The sequence below is a fragment of the Mumia sp. ZJ1417 genome (genome assembly GCF_014127285.1).
In the GTDB taxonomy this organism is placed as follows: domain Bacteria; phylum Actinomycetota; class Actinomycetes; order Propionibacteriales; family Nocardioidaceae; genus Mumia.
In genome coordinates, this window is record NZ_CP059901.1 from 1,365,980 (window position 1) to 1,386,047 (window position 20,068).

The 20,068-nt window shown below is 70.2% G+C and carries 15 protein-coding genes; 5 read left to right on the plus strand and 10 right to left on the minus strand.

The features are described 5' to 3' along the window. The first annotated feature begins 64 nt into the window (after positions 1–64). From H4N58_RS06600 to H4N58_RS06615, 4 genes are read left to right on the plus strand one after another with little or no spacing between them, the layout of a single operon-like run. Positions 65–1,462, plus strand: a complete 1,398-nt coding sequence (locus tag H4N58_RS06600; protein ID WP_167009231.1) for a bifunctional cytidylyltransferase/SDR family oxidoreductase — start codon at positions 65–67, stop codon at positions 1,460–1,462. Continuing rightward, the gene (locus H4N58_RS06605; RefSeq protein ID WP_167251964.1) at positions 1,455–4,949 is read left to right on the plus strand and encodes a CDP-glycerol glycerophosphotransferase family protein; all 3,495 of its coding nucleotides are present in this window, start codon (positions 1,455–1,457) and stop codon (positions 4,947–4,949) included. The genes H4N58_RS06600 and H4N58_RS06605 overlap by 8 nt, the downstream gene beginning before the upstream one ends. Next, the gene (locus H4N58_RS06610) at positions 4,949–5,959 is read left to right on the plus strand and encodes a glycosyltransferase family 2 protein (RefSeq protein ID WP_243843094.1); all 1,011 of its coding nucleotides are present in this window, start codon (positions 4,949–4,951) and stop codon (positions 5,957–5,959) included. Before H4N58_RS06605 ends, H4N58_RS06610 begins: the two co-directional genes overlap by 1 nt. Before the next feature lie 22 nt (positions 5,960–5,981). Next, the gene (locus H4N58_RS06615; protein WP_167251963.1) at positions 5,982–7,241 is read left to right on the plus strand and encodes a polysaccharide pyruvyl transferase family protein; all 1,260 of its coding nucleotides are present in this window, start codon (positions 5,982–5,984) and stop codon (positions 7,239–7,241) included. Here the strand turns inward: H4N58_RS06615 and H4N58_RS06620 are convergent. The 7 genes from H4N58_RS06620 to H4N58_RS06650 all read right to left on the minus strand — a co-directional run bounded on the left by H4N58_RS06620 (position 7,180) and on the right by H4N58_RS06650 (position 14,818). Beyond that, a complete protein-coding gene (locus H4N58_RS06620) occupies positions 7,180–8,391 on the minus strand; it encodes a CDP-glycerol glycerophosphotransferase family protein (RefSeq protein ID WP_167251962.1) in 1,212 nt (403 codons plus the stop codon). The two genes, H4N58_RS06615 and H4N58_RS06620, sit on opposite strands and share 62 nt — an antisense overlap. Before the next feature lie 56 nt (positions 8,392–8,447). Further along, a complete protein-coding gene (locus tag H4N58_RS06625) occupies positions 8,448–9,281 on the minus strand; it encodes a CDP-alcohol phosphatidyltransferase family protein (RefSeq protein ID WP_167007835.1) in 834 nt (277 codons plus the stop codon). Between the two features lie 5 nt (positions 9,282–9,286). Beyond that, positions 9,287–9,874: a hypothetical protein gene (locus tag H4N58_RS06630; RefSeq protein WP_167007837.1), complete on the minus strand. Its 588-nt coding sequence runs from the start codon at positions 9,872–9,874 to the stop codon at positions 9,287–9,289. A gap of 113 nt (positions 9,875–9,987) precedes the next feature. Beyond that, complete coding sequence (locus H4N58_RS06635) at positions 9,988–10,935, minus strand: glutathione S-transferase family protein (protein WP_208322534.1); 948 nt, start codon at positions 10,933–10,935, stop codon at positions 9,988–9,990. 71 nt (positions 10,936–11,006) lie between these two features. Then, positions 11,007–12,278 carry an MFS transporter gene (locus H4N58_RS06640; protein ID WP_243843095.1) on the minus strand — a complete coding sequence of 424 codons (1,272 nt, stop codon included), beginning with the start codon at positions 12,276–12,278 and terminating at the stop codon, positions 11,007–11,009. Beyond that, on the minus strand, positions 12,275–14,245 hold the full coding sequence (locus tag H4N58_RS06645; protein ID WP_167251961.1) for a M13 family metallopeptidase: 1,971 nt from the start codon (positions 14,243–14,245) through the stop codon (positions 12,275–12,277). Before H4N58_RS06645 ends, H4N58_RS06640 begins: the two co-directional genes overlap by 4 nt. Positions 14,246–14,254: 9 nt before the next feature. Beyond that, positions 14,255–14,818, minus strand: coding sequence for a helix-turn-helix domain-containing protein (locus H4N58_RS06650; RefSeq protein WP_167007844.1), 564 nt, complete (start codon positions 14,816–14,818; stop codon positions 14,255–14,257). A gap of 70 nt (positions 14,819–14,888) precedes the next feature. Between H4N58_RS06650 and H4N58_RS06655 the strand changes: the two genes are divergently transcribed. Beyond that, positions 14,889–16,097 carry a benzoate/H(+) symporter BenE family transporter gene (locus H4N58_RS06655; RefSeq protein ID WP_167251960.1) on the plus strand — a complete coding sequence of 403 codons (1,209 nt, stop codon included), beginning with the start codon at positions 14,889–14,891 and terminating at the stop codon, positions 16,095–16,097. On the opposite strand, the gene H4N58_RS06660 is transcribed toward H4N58_RS06655, so the two are convergent. The 3 genes from H4N58_RS06660 to H4N58_RS06670 all read right to left on the minus strand — a co-directional run bounded on the left by H4N58_RS06660 (position 16,066) and on the right by H4N58_RS06670 (position 19,786). Further along, positions 16,066–16,947: a sugar ABC transporter permease gene (locus H4N58_RS06660; protein ID WP_167251959.1), complete on the minus strand. Its 882-nt coding sequence runs from the start codon at positions 16,945–16,947 to the stop codon at positions 16,066–16,068. The two genes, H4N58_RS06655 and H4N58_RS06660, sit on opposite strands and share 32 nt — an antisense overlap. Then, a complete protein-coding gene (locus H4N58_RS06665) occupies positions 16,947–18,581 on the minus strand; it encodes an ABC transporter permease subunit (RefSeq protein WP_167251958.1) in 1,635 nt (544 codons plus the stop codon). The genes H4N58_RS06660 and H4N58_RS06665 overlap by 1 nt, the downstream gene beginning before the upstream one ends. Positions 18,582–18,667: 86 nt before the next feature. Beyond that, positions 18,668–19,786 carry a maltose ABC transporter substrate-binding protein gene (locus H4N58_RS06670; RefSeq protein WP_208322536.1) on the minus strand — a complete coding sequence of 373 codons (1,119 nt, stop codon included), beginning with the start codon at positions 19,784–19,786 and terminating at the stop codon, positions 18,668–18,670. Between the last annotated feature and the right edge of the window lie 282 nt (positions 19,787–20,068).

Genomic DNA, 20,068 nt, shown 5'->3' on the forward strand with positions numbered 1-20,068 from the left:
GAACCCACGCATACCCTCCGGCTCCGGGTTCGTGCCACAAGTTACTCTCTAGGTCGTGACTACGATGCGAAACGTGGCCGTGGTGCTGGCCGGCGGCACCGGCACCCGGGTCGGCCTGTCGATCCCGAAACAGTTGATCAAGATCGCGGGCAAGCCGATCATCGAGCACACGATCGCGGTCATGCAGGCATCCCCTCTGATCGACGAGATCGTGGTGCTGATGACGCCGGGCCACCTGGACCCGGTGCGGAGCATCGTCCGCAACGGCGGGTACGACAAGGTGACCCAGATCTTGGAGGGCGCCGACACCCGCAACGCCACGACCCAGCGCGCGCTGGACGCCCTCGGTGACGAGGAGTGCAACGTCCTCCTCCACGACGCCGTGCGCCCGCTGGTGTCGCAGACGATCATCGAGGACGTCGTCGCCGCGCTCGGCGAGTACGAGGCTGTCGACACCGTCATCCCGTCGGCCGACACGATCGTCGCGGTCCACGAGGACTCCGACACCATCGCCGACGTGCTCCCGCGCCACCTCCTGCGGCGCGGGCAGACCCCGCAAGCGTTCCGTCTCTCGGTGATCCGTGCCGCCTATGCGAAGGCGACGCAAGACCCCGACTTCGTCGCGACCGACGACTGCACCGTCGTCCTGCGCTACACGCCCGATGTCCCGATCACGGTCGTCGACGGTCACGAGCGCAACATGAAGGTCACCGAGCCGATCGACGTCTACATCGCCGACAAGCTGTTCCAACTGGCGTCCGCCGAGCGTCCGGAGGCCCTCACCGACGTCCAACAGGCCGCCGCGCTCGAGGGCAAGACTGTCGTCGTCTTCGGCGGCTCGTACGGCATCGGTGGCGACATCGCCGCCCTCGCGGAGCGCGCAGGCGCGACCGTCTTCACGTTCGCGCGCTCGAGCACCGACACCCACGTCGAGCGACGCGCCGACGTCCGCGCCGCTGCCGAGACCGTCCTCGCCAAGACCGGACGGGTCGACTACGTCGTCAACACCGCGGGCGTCCTCCCGATCGCACCGCTGGCGGAGACGAGCGAGGAGACGATCTACAACGCGACCGAGGTGAACTACCTCGGTCCGATTTTCATCGCCCAGGAGTTCTACCCCCACCTCGCGGCATCGTCGGGCTCGCTGCTTCTCTTCACCTCCTCCTCGTACACCCGTGGCCGCTCGGGCTACTCGCTGTACTCCTCGGCGAAGGCAGCCGTGGTGAACCTCACCCAGGCGCTGGCCGACGAGTGGGCCGGCGACGTGCGCGTGAACTGCGTGAACCCCGAGCGCACGGGCACCCCGATGCGCACGAAGGCGTTCGGCGAGGAGCCCGCGGGCACGCTGCTGTCCTCGGAGGAGGTCGCGCGCCAGTCGCTCGACGTGCTCCTCTCGTCGCAGACGGGCCACGTCATCGACATCCGCCGCGAGAATGGCCCGGCTGCGATCACGAATGGCTGACCCAGGTCTGGCGCCCCCCGAGGCCGCACGCGTCATGGCGGCCCGCGCGGGCGACGCTGCCACCGAGCTCACCACCGCCGCGGCGGTCGTCCTGGCGGCGGCTGCCGCGCTGGCCGGCGTCGTCGAACCCGTCGTCGTCACGGTCCTCCTTGTCGTGATCGCCGCGCTGGCGTACGACGGCTGGCGCTTCGTGCACCGCGACGACCTCTCACCCAACGTCGAGCGAGTCCTGCTCGGCCACGGCGGCGCGCTGCGCGGCATGGTGGGCGCGGCGGTCACCGTGTGCTTCGTGGCGTGGAGCGACGCCTCGGCGTGGGTCGCTGCGCTCGCGGCCATGATGAGCATCGGCGTCGTCGTGCTGGAGCCGGTGCTGGGCCAAGCACGCCAGTACCGCGTCACCTTCGTCTCGAACGTTCCCGGTCTGACACCGGCGCCGAAGCAGATCGACCTCGAGTCCGCGGCGACCGGCGCTCACCTGGGCGCGCTCGCGTTCGGCGCGGTCACCGCCGGGATCGGGCTTTCTCCGTGGTGGTGGGCCGCGGTGACGCTGGTCGCTGCCGGCCCCGACATCGTCATGGGACTCAACGCCGTCGTCCGTATGCGCGCGGGACGACGGATCGAGGCCGATCTCGCGGGCGCGCTGACCGCGTACGCGCCCGACGCGGTCGTCTACACGGCGTGGCCGGAGGACGGCTCGCACCAGGTGACGATGTGGCTGCCCTACCTGCGACGCACCGGGCGCAAGTTCCTCATCGTGACGCGTCACAACTACCCGGCCGAGCTGCTCGCCGAGCACACCGACCTGCCGATCGTGATGCGGCACGGCTCACGCGACCTCGACGACGTGGTCACCCCGTCGTTGACGACCGCGTTCTATGTCAACGCCTCCTCGGGCAACAGCATCTTCGTCCGGCACCACCGGCTGACCCATGTGTTCCTCGGCCACGGCGACTCGGACAAGCCGTCGTCCTACAACCCGACGCACGCGATGTACGACCGGATCTTCGCCGCGGGTGAGGCGGCGGTGCGTCGCTACGCCGCCCACGGGGTGTCGATCCCTCGCGACACGTTCGACGTCGTCGGCCGTCCGCAGGTCGAAGGCGTCACGCGTGTGGACGGGCCGGTTCCGGCGCAGCCGACCGTCCTCTATGCGCCGACCTGGCGCGGGCACGTGGACGAGACGGCCTACCACTCGCTGCCGATCGGCACCGCCATCGTCGGCGCCCTGCTGGAGCGGGGCGCGACGGTGATCTTCCGGCCGCACCCGTTCAGCTACCGGTTCGAGACCGACACGGACACCATCCGTACGATCCATCAGATGCTCCGCGAGGACGCCGAACGCACCGGACGCGCGCACGTCTTCGGTGAGCGTGCCGAGCGCACGATGTCGATCTTCGACTGCATCAATGCCGCCGACGCGATGGTCTCTGACGTGTCGAGCGTGGTCGTCGACTGGCTCTTCTCCGGCAAGCCGTTCGCGATGACAGCGATGACGGAGCACGGTCGCGACTTCGTCGGCCACTACCCGATCGCCGCGGCCTCGTACGTGATCGAGGGGGACGCGTCCAACGTCTCGTCCGCGCTCGACTCGATGCTCGGCAGCGACCCGCTCGCTCTGGAGCGGCGGGCGGTCCGCAACGACTACCTCGGCGACTTCCCGGCCGAGGGTTATGCCGACGTGTTCGTCGACCGCGCCCGCGACGTCATCGACCACCGCCGTACGGGCACCCTGGTCGAGGACACGGCGGTAGGCGAGACCGACGACGCCGGAGTCAAGCTCACCCTCGGTGCCGTACGCCGCCAGCTAGCCGTCGCTGCACGCGACGTCACGACCGGCGGCCTCGCCCTGCTCACCTTCGTCGCCGCGCTGCTCGGCGCGCCTCGGGGGCTGTCGCTCGGCGGCGCGCTGGTGACGATGGCGCTGTTCGTGGTCCTGCACCGGCGCGCACGCCCCGGCAACCGAAAATTTCAGCAGATCGCCGGGACTCTCCAGATGTCCCGCCTGCTGCTTGTCCTGGCGCTGGTGGTGGCGTGGTTCGACTGGCACGGCAGCTCGTGGATGGTTGCGGTCTCGCTCGCGGTGCTGGCCGCCTCGACGTCCGTGGAGACGACCGTCTTCGACAGCTGGGAGCGGGTCGGGCTGGAGGCGCGCAACCTGCCTTCGTTGAACGTCGATGTCCGCGAGGTGGTGCCGCGCGGCGTCGTCGGCGTCGTCGGCGCGGCAGCCGTCGTCGTCGCATGGCTCGCCGCGGCGGCGGGCCTGACGACGGTCCTCGTGCTGGTCGCGGCTGCGTGCCTCGTCGCGGTGGTGCTCGCACTCGCCAGCGGCCTGCGGAGGGTGCACCGGTGCGTCGACGCGGAGGACCGCCTGTACGCGACGCTCGAGGAGCAGGCGCCCGAGTTCACCGTCTACTTCGGCTCGAACGTCGGGGCGCGCTACCAGGTCGGCATGTGGATCCCGTACTTCGAACGACTCGGTCGCCCGTTCGTCGTGGTGACGCGCAACCTCACGATGTTCCGGGCCTTGGAAGGCCTCACGTCCGCGCCGGTGATCCACCGCCCGTCGATCCGCAGCCTTCAAGAGGTGATCGTCCCGAGCATGCGGGCGGCCTTCTACGTGAACAACGCCCCCAACAACACGCACTTCATCGAGCGTCGCCAGATGGTCCACGTCTGGCTCAACCACGGTGACTCCGAGAAGCCTGCCTGCTACAACCCCGTGCACGCGATCTACGACCGGATCTTTGCCGCGGGCCAGGCGGGCATCGACCGCTATGCGCGTCACGGTGTCGAGATCCCGCGGGAGAAGTTCGAGATCGTCGGGCGTCCGCAGGTGGAGGACATCAGGCCGGCACGCGGACCGATCGGTGACCTGACCGACCGTACGGTCCTGTACGCCCCGACGTGGCGTGGTCCGTACGCCGACTCCGAGGTCTACTCGTTGCCTCGGGGCGAGGAGATCGTACGGGCGCTGCTCAAGCGCGGCGTCCGGGTGATCTTCCGGTCGCACCCGTTCAACTACCGCTTCCCGGACGCGACGCGGACGATCGCCAAGATCGGTGCGCTGCTCGACGCGGACCGCGCCCGTACCGGGCGTCAGCACGTCTGGGGAGATGCAGCCGAGCTGCACATGTCGGTGGTCGACTGCTTCAACGCCTCGGATGCGATGGTCTCCGACGTCTCGGCCGTTGTCTCCGACTACCTCCAGTCGCAGAAGCCGTTCGCGATGATCGCCGTCGGCCGCTCGTCGGAGGTGCTCCGAGAGGAGGCCCCCGCGGCACGTGCGGCCTACGTCGTCGACGGTGCGATCTCCGATCTCGAGCCCGCGCTCGACGCGATGCTCGGTGAGGACCCGCTGGTCGAGGTGCGCGAGCAAACGCGCGTCTACTACCTGGGTGACTTCCCTGCCGGCACCTATGCCGACGGGTTCCTGACTGCCGGACGTCGCCTGATCGACGCCGGTCCGCTCGATGAAGGGCTGCGCTGATGAGCACTGCGCCGATGAGTGACGAGGCCATGGTGCCGGCGTCGGTCATGCCGCCCGTATCGGTCTTCATGACCGTGCGCAACGAGGAGCGTGACCTCGCCGAGTGTGTCGAGCGCATCCTCCTCCAGGACTATGCCGGCGAGCTGGAGGTCGTCGTCGCGGTGGGGCCGTCCGCGGACCGCACGCGCGAGATCGCCGACGCGCTCGCCGCGGAGCATCCCTCGGTCACGATCGTGGACAACCCGACCGGGCTCACGCCGCAAGGGCTCAACGCCGCGATCGGTGCCGCGCGTCACGACTACCTGGTCCGTGCCGACGGGCACGCGCTCTTCCCGTCCGACTACCTGACGCGGGTGGTCACGGCGTTGAGGGACACCGGTGCCGCGAACGTGGGTGGCCGCATGGCGCCGCGCGGGACGACGGCTTTCGGGCGAGCCGTCGCGCGGACGATGTCATCGCGCTTCGGCATCGGCGGCGCGGCCTTCCACACCGGCGGTGCCCCAGGACCGCAGCTGACGGTCTATCTCGGGGCGTTCCGCCGCAGTGCGCTCGAGAAGGTCGGCGGGTACGACGAGCACTTCGTCCGGGCCCAGGACTGGGAGCTGAACCACCGCCTCCGCGAGTCGGGGGAGACGGTGTGGTTCCTGCCGGACCTTGCGGTCACCTACCACCCGCGCGAGACGTGGAAGTCGTTCGCCCAGCAGCAGTACCGTACCGGCGGCTGGCGTCGACGGGTCATCAAAGAGCACCCCGACACCGCGTCGGTGCGCTACCTGGCTCCGCCCGCGGTCGTCGTCATGTCCGTCCTCGGGCTCGCGCTCGGCCTCGCGGGGATCTTCACGACGCCGTGGCTGCTGCTCGGTTTCGCGGCACCTGGTGTCTACCTGGCGGGTGTGACGGCCGCGTCGTTGTGGGAGGGCCGTGACCTCGACGCCGCGGCCCGAGTCCGTCTGCCGGTCGCCATGGTCACGATGCACGGGGCCTGGGGGCTAGGCTTCCTCGTGAGTTAGTAGATCACTTTAGGAGACTTTTGTGACCCAGGTGCTTCTGCGGGCCCACCGCAACCCGTTCACGACGCCGGCGGCGGACCGGGTCCTCGCGCGCAACCTCGTCGGCGACAACGTCGGCAACCTGTTGTTCAGCTATGCCGTCCAGCGGACGCTGTCCACATCAGAGGCGACGATCCAGATCGCTCGCCTCAACCACGCCCGGACGCTAGGCCCTGAGGAGATCGACGAGCGGTTCGACCACGTCGTCATCCCGCTCGCCAACGCCTTCCGCAAGCGGTTCCTCCCCAACCTCGACGCGATCACCGAGACGATCGAGAAGCTCTCGATCCCCGTCACCGTGGTCGGCGTCGGAGTGCAGTCTGCTGTGGGCGAGGGCGTACGCGCGCCGCGCCAGGTCGGCGACGCCGTGACGCGCTTCATGCGCGCCGTGCTCGACCACTCTCCCTCGATCGGGGTCCGGGGCGAGTGGACCGCCGAATACCTCGCGGGGCTCGGCTTCGGCGGCGACCACGTCGACGTGATCGGCTGCCCGTCGATGTTCCTCCACGGCGACACGCTTCCGCTCCGCGACCCCGGGCGCCACCTCGATCCCGCAGGCCCGATCGCCTTCAACCTGTCGCCGTACCTCAAGCAGATGGCCCCGGTGGTCGAGGACCAGGTCGCGCGCTATCCCGGCCTGGTCTACTTCGCCCAGGACATCCGGACGCTCGCGCTCCTGCTCGAGGGCCAGGTCGACCGTCCCGGCGCCGATCTCCGGCTTCCCGTCCACCCCGACCACCCGCTGATCGCCGAGGGGCGCACGCGATTCCCTCTCGACTCGACGACGTGGATGGAGGCGCTCGCCCGCTTCCCGTTCTCCTACGGCACCCGCATCCACGGCAACATCGCCGCGCTGCTCGCCGGGACCCCGGCGTACGTCCTGACCCACGACGCGCGCACGCTCGAGCTCGCCCGCTACCACGAGATCCCGCACCGGCGCATCGATGTCGACGTGAACGGGGTGGACGCGGTCGCCCTGCACGCCGAGGCGGACTGGCAGCCGCTGGTCGATGGGCACGCGGAGCGGTTCGGGCGCTACTCGGACTTCCTGCACCGACACGGGCTGCGCCACGTGTTCGACCCGGGTGAGTCGGCTGACGACTTCGACCGGCGCATCGCCCGCAAGTCGTTCCCGCCGGTGGTCGGCGAGCCGTCGGTCTCCTCGGTCCGGGGCCGGATTCTCAGTCCTCGTCTGCGGGGCCGGCTGCGGAGGTTGGTCCGACCGGTACGGATGCGAGCCTGATCGCCTCGTCGAGCGCCGCCACGAAACGGGCGGTGCTCGCCCCCGGCGCGGTGTCGCCGAAGTAGGCCTCCGACAGCTCGCGCATCCGCTCGCGCGGCCACGGCCGGTCGAGGATCGCGGCCGCGTGCGGCGCGTCCGCCGCCTCCAGTCGCGGCACCTCGTCGAGGAAGAGCGAGGGCGGCAGCGTGGTGCGAGCCTCGGTCGGGACGGTCACGAGCATCGGCTTGCCCGTCGCCAGCCAGTCGTAGGCGACCGAGGAGAGATCGGTGACGCACACGTCCGCGAAGGCCCATTGCCACCCGTACGGGCCCGTGTCGACGAGGTGGTCAGAACCTCGCTCTGCGAGCAGGGCGCGGATGCGGCGGTCGGCAGCCGCGTACGAGGGGTCCTGGACGCCCGTACGGGGGTGCGGCCGGTAGATCACGCGATAGCGCGGGTCGTCCACCAGGGAGCGGACGAGGGCGACGCCGTGCGACGCCACCGAACCGTACGCCATGCTGGCCCGGTCGCCCTCCCACGTCGGTGCGTAGAGCACCCTCGTGCGGCCGTCGTCGGGCCAGCCCGGCGCGCCGGGATAGTCAAGATCGAGCTGCGGCCGCCCGACCTCGCGGACGTGCGCGGCGGCGTCGAACTCCCGAAGGGCGCCGGCGATCCGCGCACGGGCGGCCGCGCCGGCGACGAGCACCCGGTCGTACGCCTTGTTCTGGTTGGTGACGCTGGAGTCCTTGTCGCTCTCACCGTGGCCCAGGTGTACGTGGACGGGGCTCGCGAAGCGCAGCATGCGGAAGTTGAGGGGGAGGTGGTTGACGTAGGCGACGACCTGCAGCCTTCCGCGGGCGACGAGGGCCTCGAGGTACGACGAGCCCGGCGCGAAGAACACGGGCAGCGAGGTCTCGTCCAGGACGCGACGCCCAGTGTCAGGGCGCGCCGCGATCACGACCACGGGCCAGGGAAGCGCGGCGAGGACACGGTCCCACTGGTGGAGCTGGTAGAGGTTCTCGGGGCCGTCGGCGAAGTAGAGCGCGACCGGTGCGTCCAGGGCCGCCGGGTCGTCGTTGCAGCGTGCGGCGAACGACCGGCGGTCGAGCCGGTTGCGGAGAAGCGCACCCCCTCGGCGCGCGACCTGGCCAAGGCGACGGATCCGGTGCACGCCGGACAGCCTACCGTCGTGGCAGGTGCCGTCTCCGCACTCCTCAGGGAGTCGGCTCAGGGTGTCGGCGCTCGAAGCCGTGACGACGCCATGATGGCCACGAAGTGCCCCACCACGGCGAGCAGGGCCAGCGGCAGCAGCACGACGACCAGGGTGCGTGTCCCCGCGAGACCTCCCCATGCGTCGCCGGCGAGGAGGTCGACGACGGCAGCGGCGAGAGCGAACAACGTGAGCTCGACCGAGTGGTAGAGCCGGTGGAACGGCACGAAGCGTGCCCACCGACGCAGCGTGGCGACGAGTCCGGGGCGCGGGGCGGCGGCCTCGGCGCTGTCGGCGACCCGGGGGAGCCCGGAGAAGGCGCGCGAGACGTGGACGAAGTCGTTGAGGGACTTGTTGAGCAGGATGACGACCGCCAGGAGTGCGCCGAGCGTCGTCCAGCCGTAGTGGTCGGACATGTCCGGCAGCCCGCCGGCCGCCCGTACGCCGAGCGCGATCGGGATCAGCGACTCGGTGGTGTAGTGGCCGATCTTGTCCAGGAACGTGCCGGCGGGGGAGAGGGTGCCGCGCCATCGCGCGACCTCACCGTCCGCGCAGTCGAGGAGCATCTGGAGCTGGCCGAAGAACACGGCCAGGACGACCCCGACGAGGCCGGGCACGAGCAGCGATCCGGCAGCGAGCCAGCCGCTGAGGATCATCAGGCCCGTCACCGCGTTCGCGCTGAGCCCGAGCCTGACCAGCGGTCGGCTCACGTACGGCGAGATGTCGCGGAGATAGAGGTCGGCGACCCAGTGCTCCGCGCTGCGCCGCGCCCGGACCTCGGGCGGCTGGGCGATCGCCCGGTACTCCGCGAGGGTCGGGTGGCGAGGACGTGGGGCAGCGGAGTCGGGCACGGCGGCTACCGTAGCAGCCGGACCCCTGTGCTTTTGGCGGTGAGCAGCGCCGGGTCGGGCGCCGTCCAGCGCAGGACCTCCGGGCAGAACGGCTCGTGCCACTCCCGTACGACGGTGCCGTCGTCGCTCGCGGTCACCTCGGCCCACCACTTCGGGCAGTGCGGGCACTGCGTGATCACGAGATCGACCGGGTCGAACTCGACGGAGACCATCGGCGTGCTGCGCTGCGGGTGGCCGCCGGCCTGGCTGAGGTCCACCATGAACCCCTCCGTGATCGGGTCGTGCCCGTCCGGATCCTCGCGGTCGCTGCCGACCACCACGACCTCGTGGACGAAGCCACAGGAGTCGACGATCCGGTGCTGGTAGCTGAAACCGGTCTCGTCGCCGAGCCCCCGCGTCGCGATCAGCGCACGAGTGCGTGCGACGTCGTCGGGATGCTGGTGGTCTAGGACGACCTCGGAGGTGATCTGCATCGACGGCGCGAAGCCGAAGATCGCGCAGAGCTCCTCGGAGAAGACCCAGGTGTCCGTACGTGGCCAGTACGTGAAGTGGCCCAAGGCGGGCGATGGCCCCCACGGCATGTCGTGCTTCATACGCGCTCCCCCGCGTCACGGCCGCCCCCCAGCGGCCTGAGACACGACCGTAGGCGCGCCAGGGTGGCTGTGACAAGGGTTGCGAGCACGTTGCAGACCGTGAGCGGGCTGCGTCAGACCGCCAGGGTGCCCGCCGCTAGGGACGCGGGCGGCGTGCCGTCGCCGAACGGGCGGCCGCCGAGCTCCTCGCGTCCGTGCGCGGTGTGCCAGCCGGACAGGTCCGGGCCCTTCGGCACGATCTGCGTCGGGTTGATGTCGGCGTGGACGACGTAGTAGTGCGCCTTGATCTGGTCGAAGTCGATCGTGTCACCGAACCCGGCGGTCTGGAACAGGTCGCGGGCGTACGCCCACAGCACCGGCATCTCGGCCAGCTTCTGACGGTTGCACTTGAAGTGCCCGTGGTAGACGGCGTCGAAGCGCGCCAGTGTCGTGAACAGCCGCACGTCGGCCTCGGTGATCGTGTCACCCATCAGGTAGCGCCGGGTCGCGAGGCGGTCCTCGAGCCAGTCGAGCGCGGTCCACAACCGGTCGTACGCGGCGTCATAGGCATGTTGCGACCCTGCGAAGCCGCAGCGGTAGACCCCGTTGTTGACCTCGGTGAAGACCCGCTTCATCACGGGTTCCATCTCGTCGCGCAGGTCCTCGGGCCACAGGTCGGGCGCCCCCTCGCGGTGGAAGTCGGCCCACTCGAAGAAGAGGTCACGGGTGATCTGGTCGAAGTCGTTGGTCGCGACCGCCCTGGTGGGGACGTCGACCATCGCCGGAACGGTGATGCCGAGCGGATAGTCAGGGTCGCGGGCGAAGTAGGCCTGCTGGAGCCGCTCGTACCCGAGCACGGGGTCGACGCCGCCAGGGTCGAGGTCGAAAGTCCAGCTGCGGGCGTCGTGGACGGGTCCGCACAGCCCCATCGAGATCGCGTCCTCGAGGCCGAGGAGCCGGCGGACGATGACTGCTCGGTTTGCCCAGGGGCACGCGCGCGCCGCGACGAGCCGGTAGCGGCCGGGCTCGACCCGATAGCCGTCGCGGCCGTCTCGGGTGATGCGGGTGGTGAGGTAGCGCATGTCGCGGCTGTAGTCCTCACCGCTGTGCACGTAGGCGCCCTTGGTGGAGTGCGCGTCGTCGGTCGTCGAGGTCACGGGACCAGTCTGCCGGGACGGGCCACGTGGTGCCGTCCTGCCCTCACCATCCGGATCGCAGGGACGGTGAGGAAGGCCGCGACGAGGTTGAGCGGTCCGAACCCCCACATGGCGATGATGACGCCGGCGAGAAGCCCGCCGAGCGCCCCGCCGAGGCTCATCACGAAGTCGGAGGCACCCTGCACGGGCGGCCGCATCTCGGTGGGAACCGCCTGGGCGATCAGCGAGGAGCCAGCGATCGTCGAGGCGGACCATCCCAGTCCGAGCAGCGTCAGTCCGACGATCATCCGTGTCTCGGACTCACCCGCGGTCCCGGCGACGAGGGTGGCAAGGAGCAGCAGCGCCTGGCCGAGCACGATCGTGCGTCCGCGTCCCCAGCGGTCGGCGAGGATGCCCATCACGGGCGAGAGCGCGAACATCCCCGCGATGTGGAGGCTGATCGTCAGGCCGATGATCGTGAGGCTGGATCCGTGGTCGGCCATGTGGACGGGCGTCATCGCCATCACCGCCACCATGAGCGCATGTGCCCCGGAGACGGAGACGACGCCGGTCCGCGCGGCGGCGTTGACACGCAGGACGGGCCAGGCGTCGCGCATGCGCGGCCGCGTCGAGACCCCGTCGACCACCTCGGGCCGCAGGGACTTGGCGACGCGCAGGGGGTCGGGGACGAGCGCCAACCCGGTCAGGACCGCGGTGGCGGCGAACCCGACGGCCGCGATCGCGAACGGGCCCGCGAGGTCGGGGATGCCGAGCATGTCCGCGGTGCGTGCGCCGACCTCTGTGAGGTTGGGCCCGATGACGGAGCCGATCGTCGTCGCCCACACCACGAGCGACAGCGCCCGCCCGACGTGGAGGGGCTGGGCGAGGTCGGTGGCGGCGTAGCGCGACTGGAGGTTGGTGGCGGTGTTGGCGCCGACCACGAAGAGACCGGCGAGGATCAGCCACGTCGCGTCGAGCTGGGCGCCCGCGACCACGACCAGTGCGCCTGCGGCCGCGAGCAGCCAGCCGGTCGCAAGCGCCGGACGGCGGCCGCGGGCCGAGGCCAGCGCGGCGAGCGGCAACGCGAGCAGGGCAGAGCCGAGGGTGAGCATCGTCGTCGCAAGCCCCGCCCATGCCGACGACCCCGACACGTCCCTGACGAGAAGCGCCCCGACCGACAGCGCGGCCCCTGCTCCCAGGCCACCGACGACCTGCGCGCCGGACAGCACGCCGACCGTACGGCGCTGGATGCTCGCGACCCGCTCGGGCGAGTGTGCGGGCGTGCTCACCAGATCGTCACGCGCTGATCGACGTCCAGCCACAGGGCGTCGTCATCGGTGAGCCCGAAGGCGTCGTAGAAGGCGTCGACGTTGCGGACGACCTGGTTGCACCGGAACTCCGGCGGCGCGTGCGGGTCGATCGTCAGGCGGCGCACGACCTCGGTCGGACGCACCTTGCCCCGCCAGACCTGCGCCCACGACACGAAGAACCGCTGCACGCCCGTGAGGCCGTCGAGGACCGGGGGCTCCTGTCCGCCGAGCGAAAGGTGGTACGCCTTCAGCGCGATGCCGAGGCCACCGAGGTCGCCGATGTTCTCGCCGATCGTGAGCGCGCCGTTGACGGTCTGGCCGTCGGCGCCGTCGGGCGAGAGCGCGTCGTACTGCGCGATCAGCGAGCCGGTGAGCTTGTCGAACGCGGCACGGTCGTCGTCGGTCCACCAGTTGCGCAGCGCGCCGGTGCCGTCGTACTGGGAGCCCTGGTCGTCGAACCCGTGCCCGATCTCATGGCCGATCACGCCGCCGATGCCGCCGTAGTTGACGGCGTCGTCGGCCTCGGCGTCGAAGAACGGAGGCTGGAGGATCGCGGCCGGGAAGACGATCTCGTTCATCGTGGGGTTGTAGTAGGCGTTGACCGTCTGTGGGGTCATCAGCCACTCGTCGCGGTCGATCGGCTTCCCGATCTTGGCCAGCTCGCGGTCGGTGGCGACGTCGGAGGCGCGGCGGACGTTGCCGAGGAGGTCGTACGGGTCGGCGACGAGTGCGTCGTAGTCGCGCCACGTCTTGGGGAAGCCGACCTTCGGGGTGAACGACGCGAGCTTCTCGAGCGCGCGCTCCTTGGTCACGTCGCTCATCCACGACAGGTCGCGGATGCTCTGCTCGTACGCGGCCACGAGGTGGGCGACGAGCTCGTCCATGCGCGCGGCTGCGGTGGGCGGGAAGTGGCGCTCGACGTAGAGGCGGCCGACGCCCTCACCGATCGCACCCTCGACGAACGCGACGCCGCGCTTCCAGCGGGCGCGCAGCTCGTCGGTGCCCGAGAGCGTGCGGCCGTAGAAGTCGAAGTTCTCGTCGACGAACGCGCTCGACAGGTAGGGCGCAGCGGCGCTGACGAGGCGGAAGCGCAGCCAGTCCTTCCACGCCTCGACGTCCTCACCGCGCAGAGTCTCGGACAGCGCCTCGAAGTACGAGGGCTGCGCGACGACGACCTCGGCCAGCACGGCCACGTCGAACCGCGCGGCCGCAGCCCAGGCACGCCAGTCCAGAGCGGGGGTCAGCAGCTGGAGCTCGTCGAGCGCCGTGAGGTTGTACGTCTTGACGGCGTCACGGCTGGCGACGCGGTCCCAGTGGCCGGCGGCGAGCCGGGCCTCGAGCGCGTAGATGCGAGCGGCGCGGCCCTGGCCGTCGTCGAGCCCGGCGAGGGTGAGCATCGTCGCGAGGTGCCCCTTGTAAGCCTCGCGGATCGCCGCGAACTGCTCCTCGCGGTAGTACGCCTCGTCAGGAAGGCCGAGGCCGCCCTGGAGCATCGTGACGATGTAGCGGTCGGGGTTGCCGCTGTCGGGTCCGACGTACATGCCAAACACGCTCGACGCCGCCCGGCGCTCGAGGCGGCCGATCGCCTCGACCACGTCATGGAGGTCGCTGATCGTGTCGACGCGGGCGAGGTCGTCGGCCAGCGGCGTCGCACCGAGCGCCTCGACCCGCTCGGTGTCCATGAAGCTGGTGAAGAGCGCACCGATCTTGGCCGCCTCGTCATCGACGGTCGACCCAGCCGGGTTGCCGGGAGCCTGCTGGCACTCCTCGACGATCGCGCGGACGTCGGCCTCGGCCTCGTCGACGAGGGTGATGAACGATCCGGCGACCGCGCGATCGGCCGGGATCTCGGCGGTGGCGAGCCAGCTCCCGTTCACGTGTCGGAACAGGTCGTCCTGCACCCGGACGTCGTTGTCGATCCCGCTGCTGTCGATGCCTGATCTCATCCGGTCAGTCTAGGGAGAGGAGGCCGTCTCACGCGATGGAGTTCGGGGCGGGGTGAGGATCACCAGGACCGCCTCGGCCTGGTCGTCGCCCACCACCTCGTACGCGTGGGGACGGTCGGCGACGAACCTCGCGTGCTCGCCGGTCGCCACATCCTGCAGTGCATCGTCGGGGCCTAGGCGCAGGCGCCCGCAGGTCACCACGAGGTGCTCGACGACGCCGTCGCCGTGCGCGGGGGAGCGCCGGATCGTGCCGGGCTCGAAACGCATCGCGTACGTCTCGACCGTCGCGCCGTCGCGCACCCGGACGTCGAGAAGGTGCGCGGTGAGCCCGTCGCCGGAGACCTCGGCACCGACGGCGTCGTCGAGCAGTGCCGCGAGCGGGACGTGGAGCGGGCCCGCGAGGGCGTACAGCGTGGCGATGGTCGGATTGCGCAGGCCTGCCTCGAGCTCCGAGAGCGAGCCCTTGCCGATCTGCGCCGCCCGAGAGAGCGCCGACTGGCTGAGCCCGCGCTGCACCCGTAGGTCGCGCACGCGCGCGCCGATCCGCGCGGCGGGATCGGGAGGACTGGACATGGGGGCCACCCTAGCCCGTACAGTTCCGTATACAGAACGTTCCGTATGCAGAACGCGCGAGGAGACGGCGATGACGAGGTCGGATGTGCCCGGACGGCAGCCGTACGTCGCGGGCGTGGTGGCGGCGCTCGTCGGGTTCACGAGCTCGTTCGCCGTCGTCCTCGCGGGGCTGCGCGCCGTCGGGGCGTCCGGGCCGGAAGCGGCGTCGGGCCTGCTGGTCCTGTGCGTCGCGCAAGCGGTCGGCATGATCGTGCTGTCGTGGCGCTATCGGATGCCGTTGACGCTGGCGTGGTCCACGCCGGGCGCGGCGATGCTCGCGGGGGCCGCCGCGACCGACGGGGGCTGGCCTGCCGCGGTCGGCGCGTTCGCGGTGACCGGGCTGCTGATCGTGGCCACGGCGGCATGGCCCGCGCTCGGGGGGATCGTCGCACGCATCCCGGCCCCGGTCGCGCACGCGATGCTCGCCGGGGTGCTCCTCCCGCTGTGCCTCGAACCTGTCCGGGGCCTCGCGGCCAGCCCGTGGATGGTCGCGCCGATCGTGGTCACGTGGCTCGTGCTGCTGCGCCTCGCGCCGCGCTGGGCCGTGCCGGCGGCGTTCGCCGTGACGATGGCGGTCGTCGCGCTCTGGCTCGCGCAAAACGGCGACAGCCTCGACGGGCCGCTCCTGCCTCACCTCGTGTGGACGGCTCCGTCGCTGGAGTGGCAGGCCGTCGTCGGGATCGCGCTGCCGCTGTACGTCGTGACGATGGCCGCGCAGAACGTCCCCGGCGTCGCCGTGATGGCGTCGTACGGGTTCACCGTCCCGTGGCGCGCGACGATGGCGACGACCGGAGTCGGCACCCTCCTCGGGGCGTCCGCCGGAGGTCATGCGATCAACCTCGCCGCCATCACCGCGGCGCTGGCGGCGGGACCCGAGGCAGGGCCCGACCCGAGACGACGGTGGCTCGCCGCGCACACGGCCGGCTGGGCGTACCTCGTCATCGCGCTGCTCTCGACCGCGCTCGCCACAGTCGTCGCCGCAGCCCCGCGGGGAGTGGTCGAGGCCGCGGCCGGGCTCGCGCTCGTCGGCACGCTCGGGGCCTCGCTGCACGCCGCGATGTCGGCGACCGTACGCCGCGAGCCCGCCGTCATCACCTTCGTCGTGGCGGCCAGCGGCGTGACCGTCGCGGGGATCGGCGCGGCGTTCTGGGCGCTGGTCGCCGGCGTCGCCGCACACCTCGTCCTGCGGTCTCCCAGACCCGGACCGGCTACTTCACCGAGCCGGACACCAGCCCGTTGACGATGTAGCGCTGCAGGGCGAGGAAGACCACCATGACCGGGATCGCCGCGAGCACGGCGCCGGCGGCGAAGATCGTCCAGTTGGTCGACGTCTGCTCCGAGACGTAGCCGAAGAGCCCGACCGAGAGCGTCTGCTGGTCCGGGTCGGTCAGGAACACGCTCGCGATCACGAACTCGCTCGTCGCCGTGATGAACGCGAGCAGCCCGACGACCGCGAGGATCGGCGTCACAAGCCGCAGGATGATCCCGAAGAAGATCTGCGCGTGGCTCGCCCCGTCCAGCCTCGCGGCCTCGTCGATCGAGACGGGCACGGTGTTGAAGAAGCCGTACATGAGGTACGTGTTCACACCGAGCGCGCCGCCGAGGTAGACGAGGATCAGGCCGGCGTGTGTGCCGATCCCGAGCGAGGGGAAGACGTCACCGATCGTCGACATGAGGATGAAGATCGCGACGACGGCGAGCATCTGCGGGAACATCTGGATCAGCATCAGCGACATCAGCCCGAAGCGGCGGCCGGTGAACCGCATCCGTGAGAACGCGTACGCCGCGAGTGCGCCGAGGAAGACGGTGCCGATGGCCGTGATGCCGCCGACGACCAGGGTGTTGACGAACCACTTGCCGTACGGCCGGGACGGGTCGGTGAACAGCTCGCGGTAGTTGCTGAGGTCGATCGTGGCGAACAAACGGCTGCTGCCGGCCAGCGTGCCGGACGGGTCGAGCGAGGCCGACAGGACGTACAGCAGCGGGAACGCGGCGTACGCGGTGACGACGATGCCGATGACGTGTCGCCAGCCGAGCGTGGCGAACCACCGACGGAAGGTACGGCGGCGTGGTGCGGGGACGGTGCTCATCAGTGGATGTCCTCCAGTGCCTTCGTACGGCGGAACAGCAGCGCGGAGATCACACCGATGACGACGAAGATGATGATCGCCAGCGCGCTCGCGAGCCCGTAGTCGCGGCCCGTGCCCGTTCCGAACGCAACCTTGTAGACCATCGTGATCAGCAGGTCGGTCGCGCCGACGTCGTTGGCGGTGTCCTCGAAGCGAGGGCCGCCGCGGGTGAGCATGTAGATCACGTTGAAGTTGTTGAAGTTGTAGGCGAACGTCGTGATGAGCAGCGGTGCCACCGACACGAGCAGGAGCGGCAGCTTGACCGCGCGGAACGCCTTCCAGGGGCTCGCGCCGTCCATGCGTGCCGCCTCGCTCATCTCGTCGGGGATCGACTGGAGCGCGCCGGTGCACACGAGGAACATGTAGGGGAAGCCCAGCCAGAGGTTCACGAAGAGCACGCTGAAGCGCGCGAGCCACGGGTCGGTGAGCCACTCGATATCGGCGCCGCCGAGCAGCACCTGGTTGATGAAGCCGAACTCCGCGTTGAGCATCCCCGACCAGACGAGACCGGACAGGAACGCGGGGAACGCGTACGGGAGGATCAGCATCACCCGGTAGAACTTCTTGCCCCGCATCCGCGCGACGTTGAAGACGGTCGCGAGGAACAGTCCGAGGCCGAAGCAGAGCACCACCGACAGCGTCGCGAAGACGAACGTCCACGCGATCACCGACACGAGCGAGTCGCGCAGCTGCGGGGTCTCGGCCGCCCGGCGGAAGTTGTCGAAGCCGACGTTGATCTGCCATCCGGGCACCAGCTCGTCGCCGTCGGCGGAGACGAAGGCGCCGTCCCCCTCGTCGCGGTAGACGACCCCGGTCGTGGTGTCCGTGACGCTGTCGGTCGCGGCGTCGTAGCGGAGGTGGGAGCGGTACTCGTACGCGCTGCTGCCGTCGGCCGTACGGAGGCTGCCGTCGGCCGGGTCGTCGGAGACCGGGACCGCCACCTCGAGGATCTCGTCCTGGCGCTGGAGCAGCTCCTCGAACGAGAGCGACGTGTAGCCGTCGAGGCCGACCGCCTTGCCCGAACCATCGGTCTCGGCGTCGTCGGTGGGCTCCTGCGGCTCGTCGGACGAACCGACCGTGACCGCTCCGTCGGGAGCCGTCAGGAGGAAGGCGAGCTCACCGCGGCGTTCGAGCACGGAGAGCTGGTACTGGGGGGAGTCGGGAACCCGTTCCTGGCCCTTCGTCGAGATCGCTGCGACCGCGTCGTCCTTGCTCCCGAGGTGGCCGTCGCCGGCATTCGTGAACGCGATGAAGCCGGTGTAGACCATCACGAACACCTGGAAGACCAGCAGGAGCACGATGCCGGGAGCGAGGTACTTCGCGGGGAGGCCGTCTCGGCGCAAGTAGACGACGTTGACCGCGACGGTGAGCACCACGCCGATCGCGAGGACGAGCCACTCGTCCTGCGCGGCGAGCAGGAACACCGCGTACAGCGCGAAGGCGTCGACGACCGCGAGCAGCACGATCTTGACGAGGATGCCGACGAGCCCGTCGGTCTCGCCCGGACGGCTCAACCACGCCCACGGGCCACGACGGCCCGGTCGCTGGTCCGGAGATCCCGAGCCCTCGGTGCGGGGTTCGTCGGTGAGCGTCATGAGGTGAGGCCCCTCCTGGGGAACGTACGGGGGAAGTCAGGGCGGCCGGGGAGCGGAGGACCCGCTCCCCGGCCGTCAGGACGAGGTCAGCCGGCGACCTTCGCCTGGACGCTGGTGACCATCTTCGGCCAGGCCTGCGCCGGGTTGGCCTTGCCCTTGATGATGTCGAGCTCGGTCGCGCCCCAGTCGGCCCAGACCGCGTCCATCTGCGCGATGGCGGGCATCGGAGCGCCGGTCTTGCCGATCTCGCCGAACGCCGCGACGATCGGGTCGGACGCCGCCTTCTCGAACGACGCCTTCAGGGCCGGCGGACGCCCGCCCTGGGCGAACAGCGCGTCCTGGGCGTCCTCGGTGCTGAGGTAGTTGAGCGCGAACTCGCTCGCCGCGAGCGCGTTCTTCGCCTTGGCGCTGATGAAGAAGCCGTTGACGCCGATGAACGGGGTGGCTGCCTCGGAGCCACCGGTCGGGATCGGGTCGATCGCGATCTCGATCCCGGCCTTCTGCATGTCCGGGATGTTCCACGGGCCGGTGAGGAAGTACGGGGACTCGCCCTTGTTGAAGGCATCCTTGGCGATGTCGCCGGTGATGTTGGCGTTGAACGCGCCGGCCTTCGACCACGCGGCCAGGTCCTTGGCGAACTCGACGCCGCCGGGGTTGCCCAGACCGAGCTTGGTCGGGTCGTAGTCGCCCTCGGCGTTGCGCTCGAAGACGGGAGCGCCGTACGAGGTCTGGATGCCGTAGAGGTGGTAGGGATCGCCCTGCTTGGGGTCGAGCCCGACGAGGAACGGATACTTCGCCTTGCCGGAGTCGACGACCTTCTTGCCGGCCGCGACGACGTCGTCCATCGTCGCCGTCGGCTCGGGGAGCAGCGCGGTGTTGCGGACCAGGGCGACGTTCTCGATCGCATACGGCAGGCCGTAGGTCTTGCCCTCGAACGTCATGGCCTGGACGGCCGCGTCCTCGAACTGCGAGGCCTTGTCGCCGAGCTCGAGCGGCGCGACGACGCCGTTCTGGACGAATTTGCCGACCCAGTCGTGCGGGCCGACGATCAGGTCCGGGCCCTTGCCGGCGGAGACCTGGGTGATGAAGTCGTCGCGAGCGGCCTGGAAGTCCTTGATGACGAGCTTGACCTCGACGCCCTTGTCCTCCTTGAAGGACGCGACGGCGTCCTTGAGGGCGGGCGCACGCTCGGCGTCGACCCACATGGACAGGGTCGAGGTGGCGCCGCTGTCGCCGTCCTTCTTGTCGTCTTCTGCCGAGCCGCCGCACGCGCTCAGCAGGAGGGCGGATGCCGCGGCGAGGACGCCTGCGGTGAGTGCGCCCCTCGAGTTCACCAGCATGATGCTCCCTTCAAGGTGTGGAATCGCTTCCATTTCTAGGTCAGATACGCCGTGCTCGGCAAGAGGCGCGGCGAAACATGCTCGCAACATTTCGATAACGGGCTGGTCAGTGCCCTGGTTTTTCAGGGGAGGGCGCCACCAGCTTCG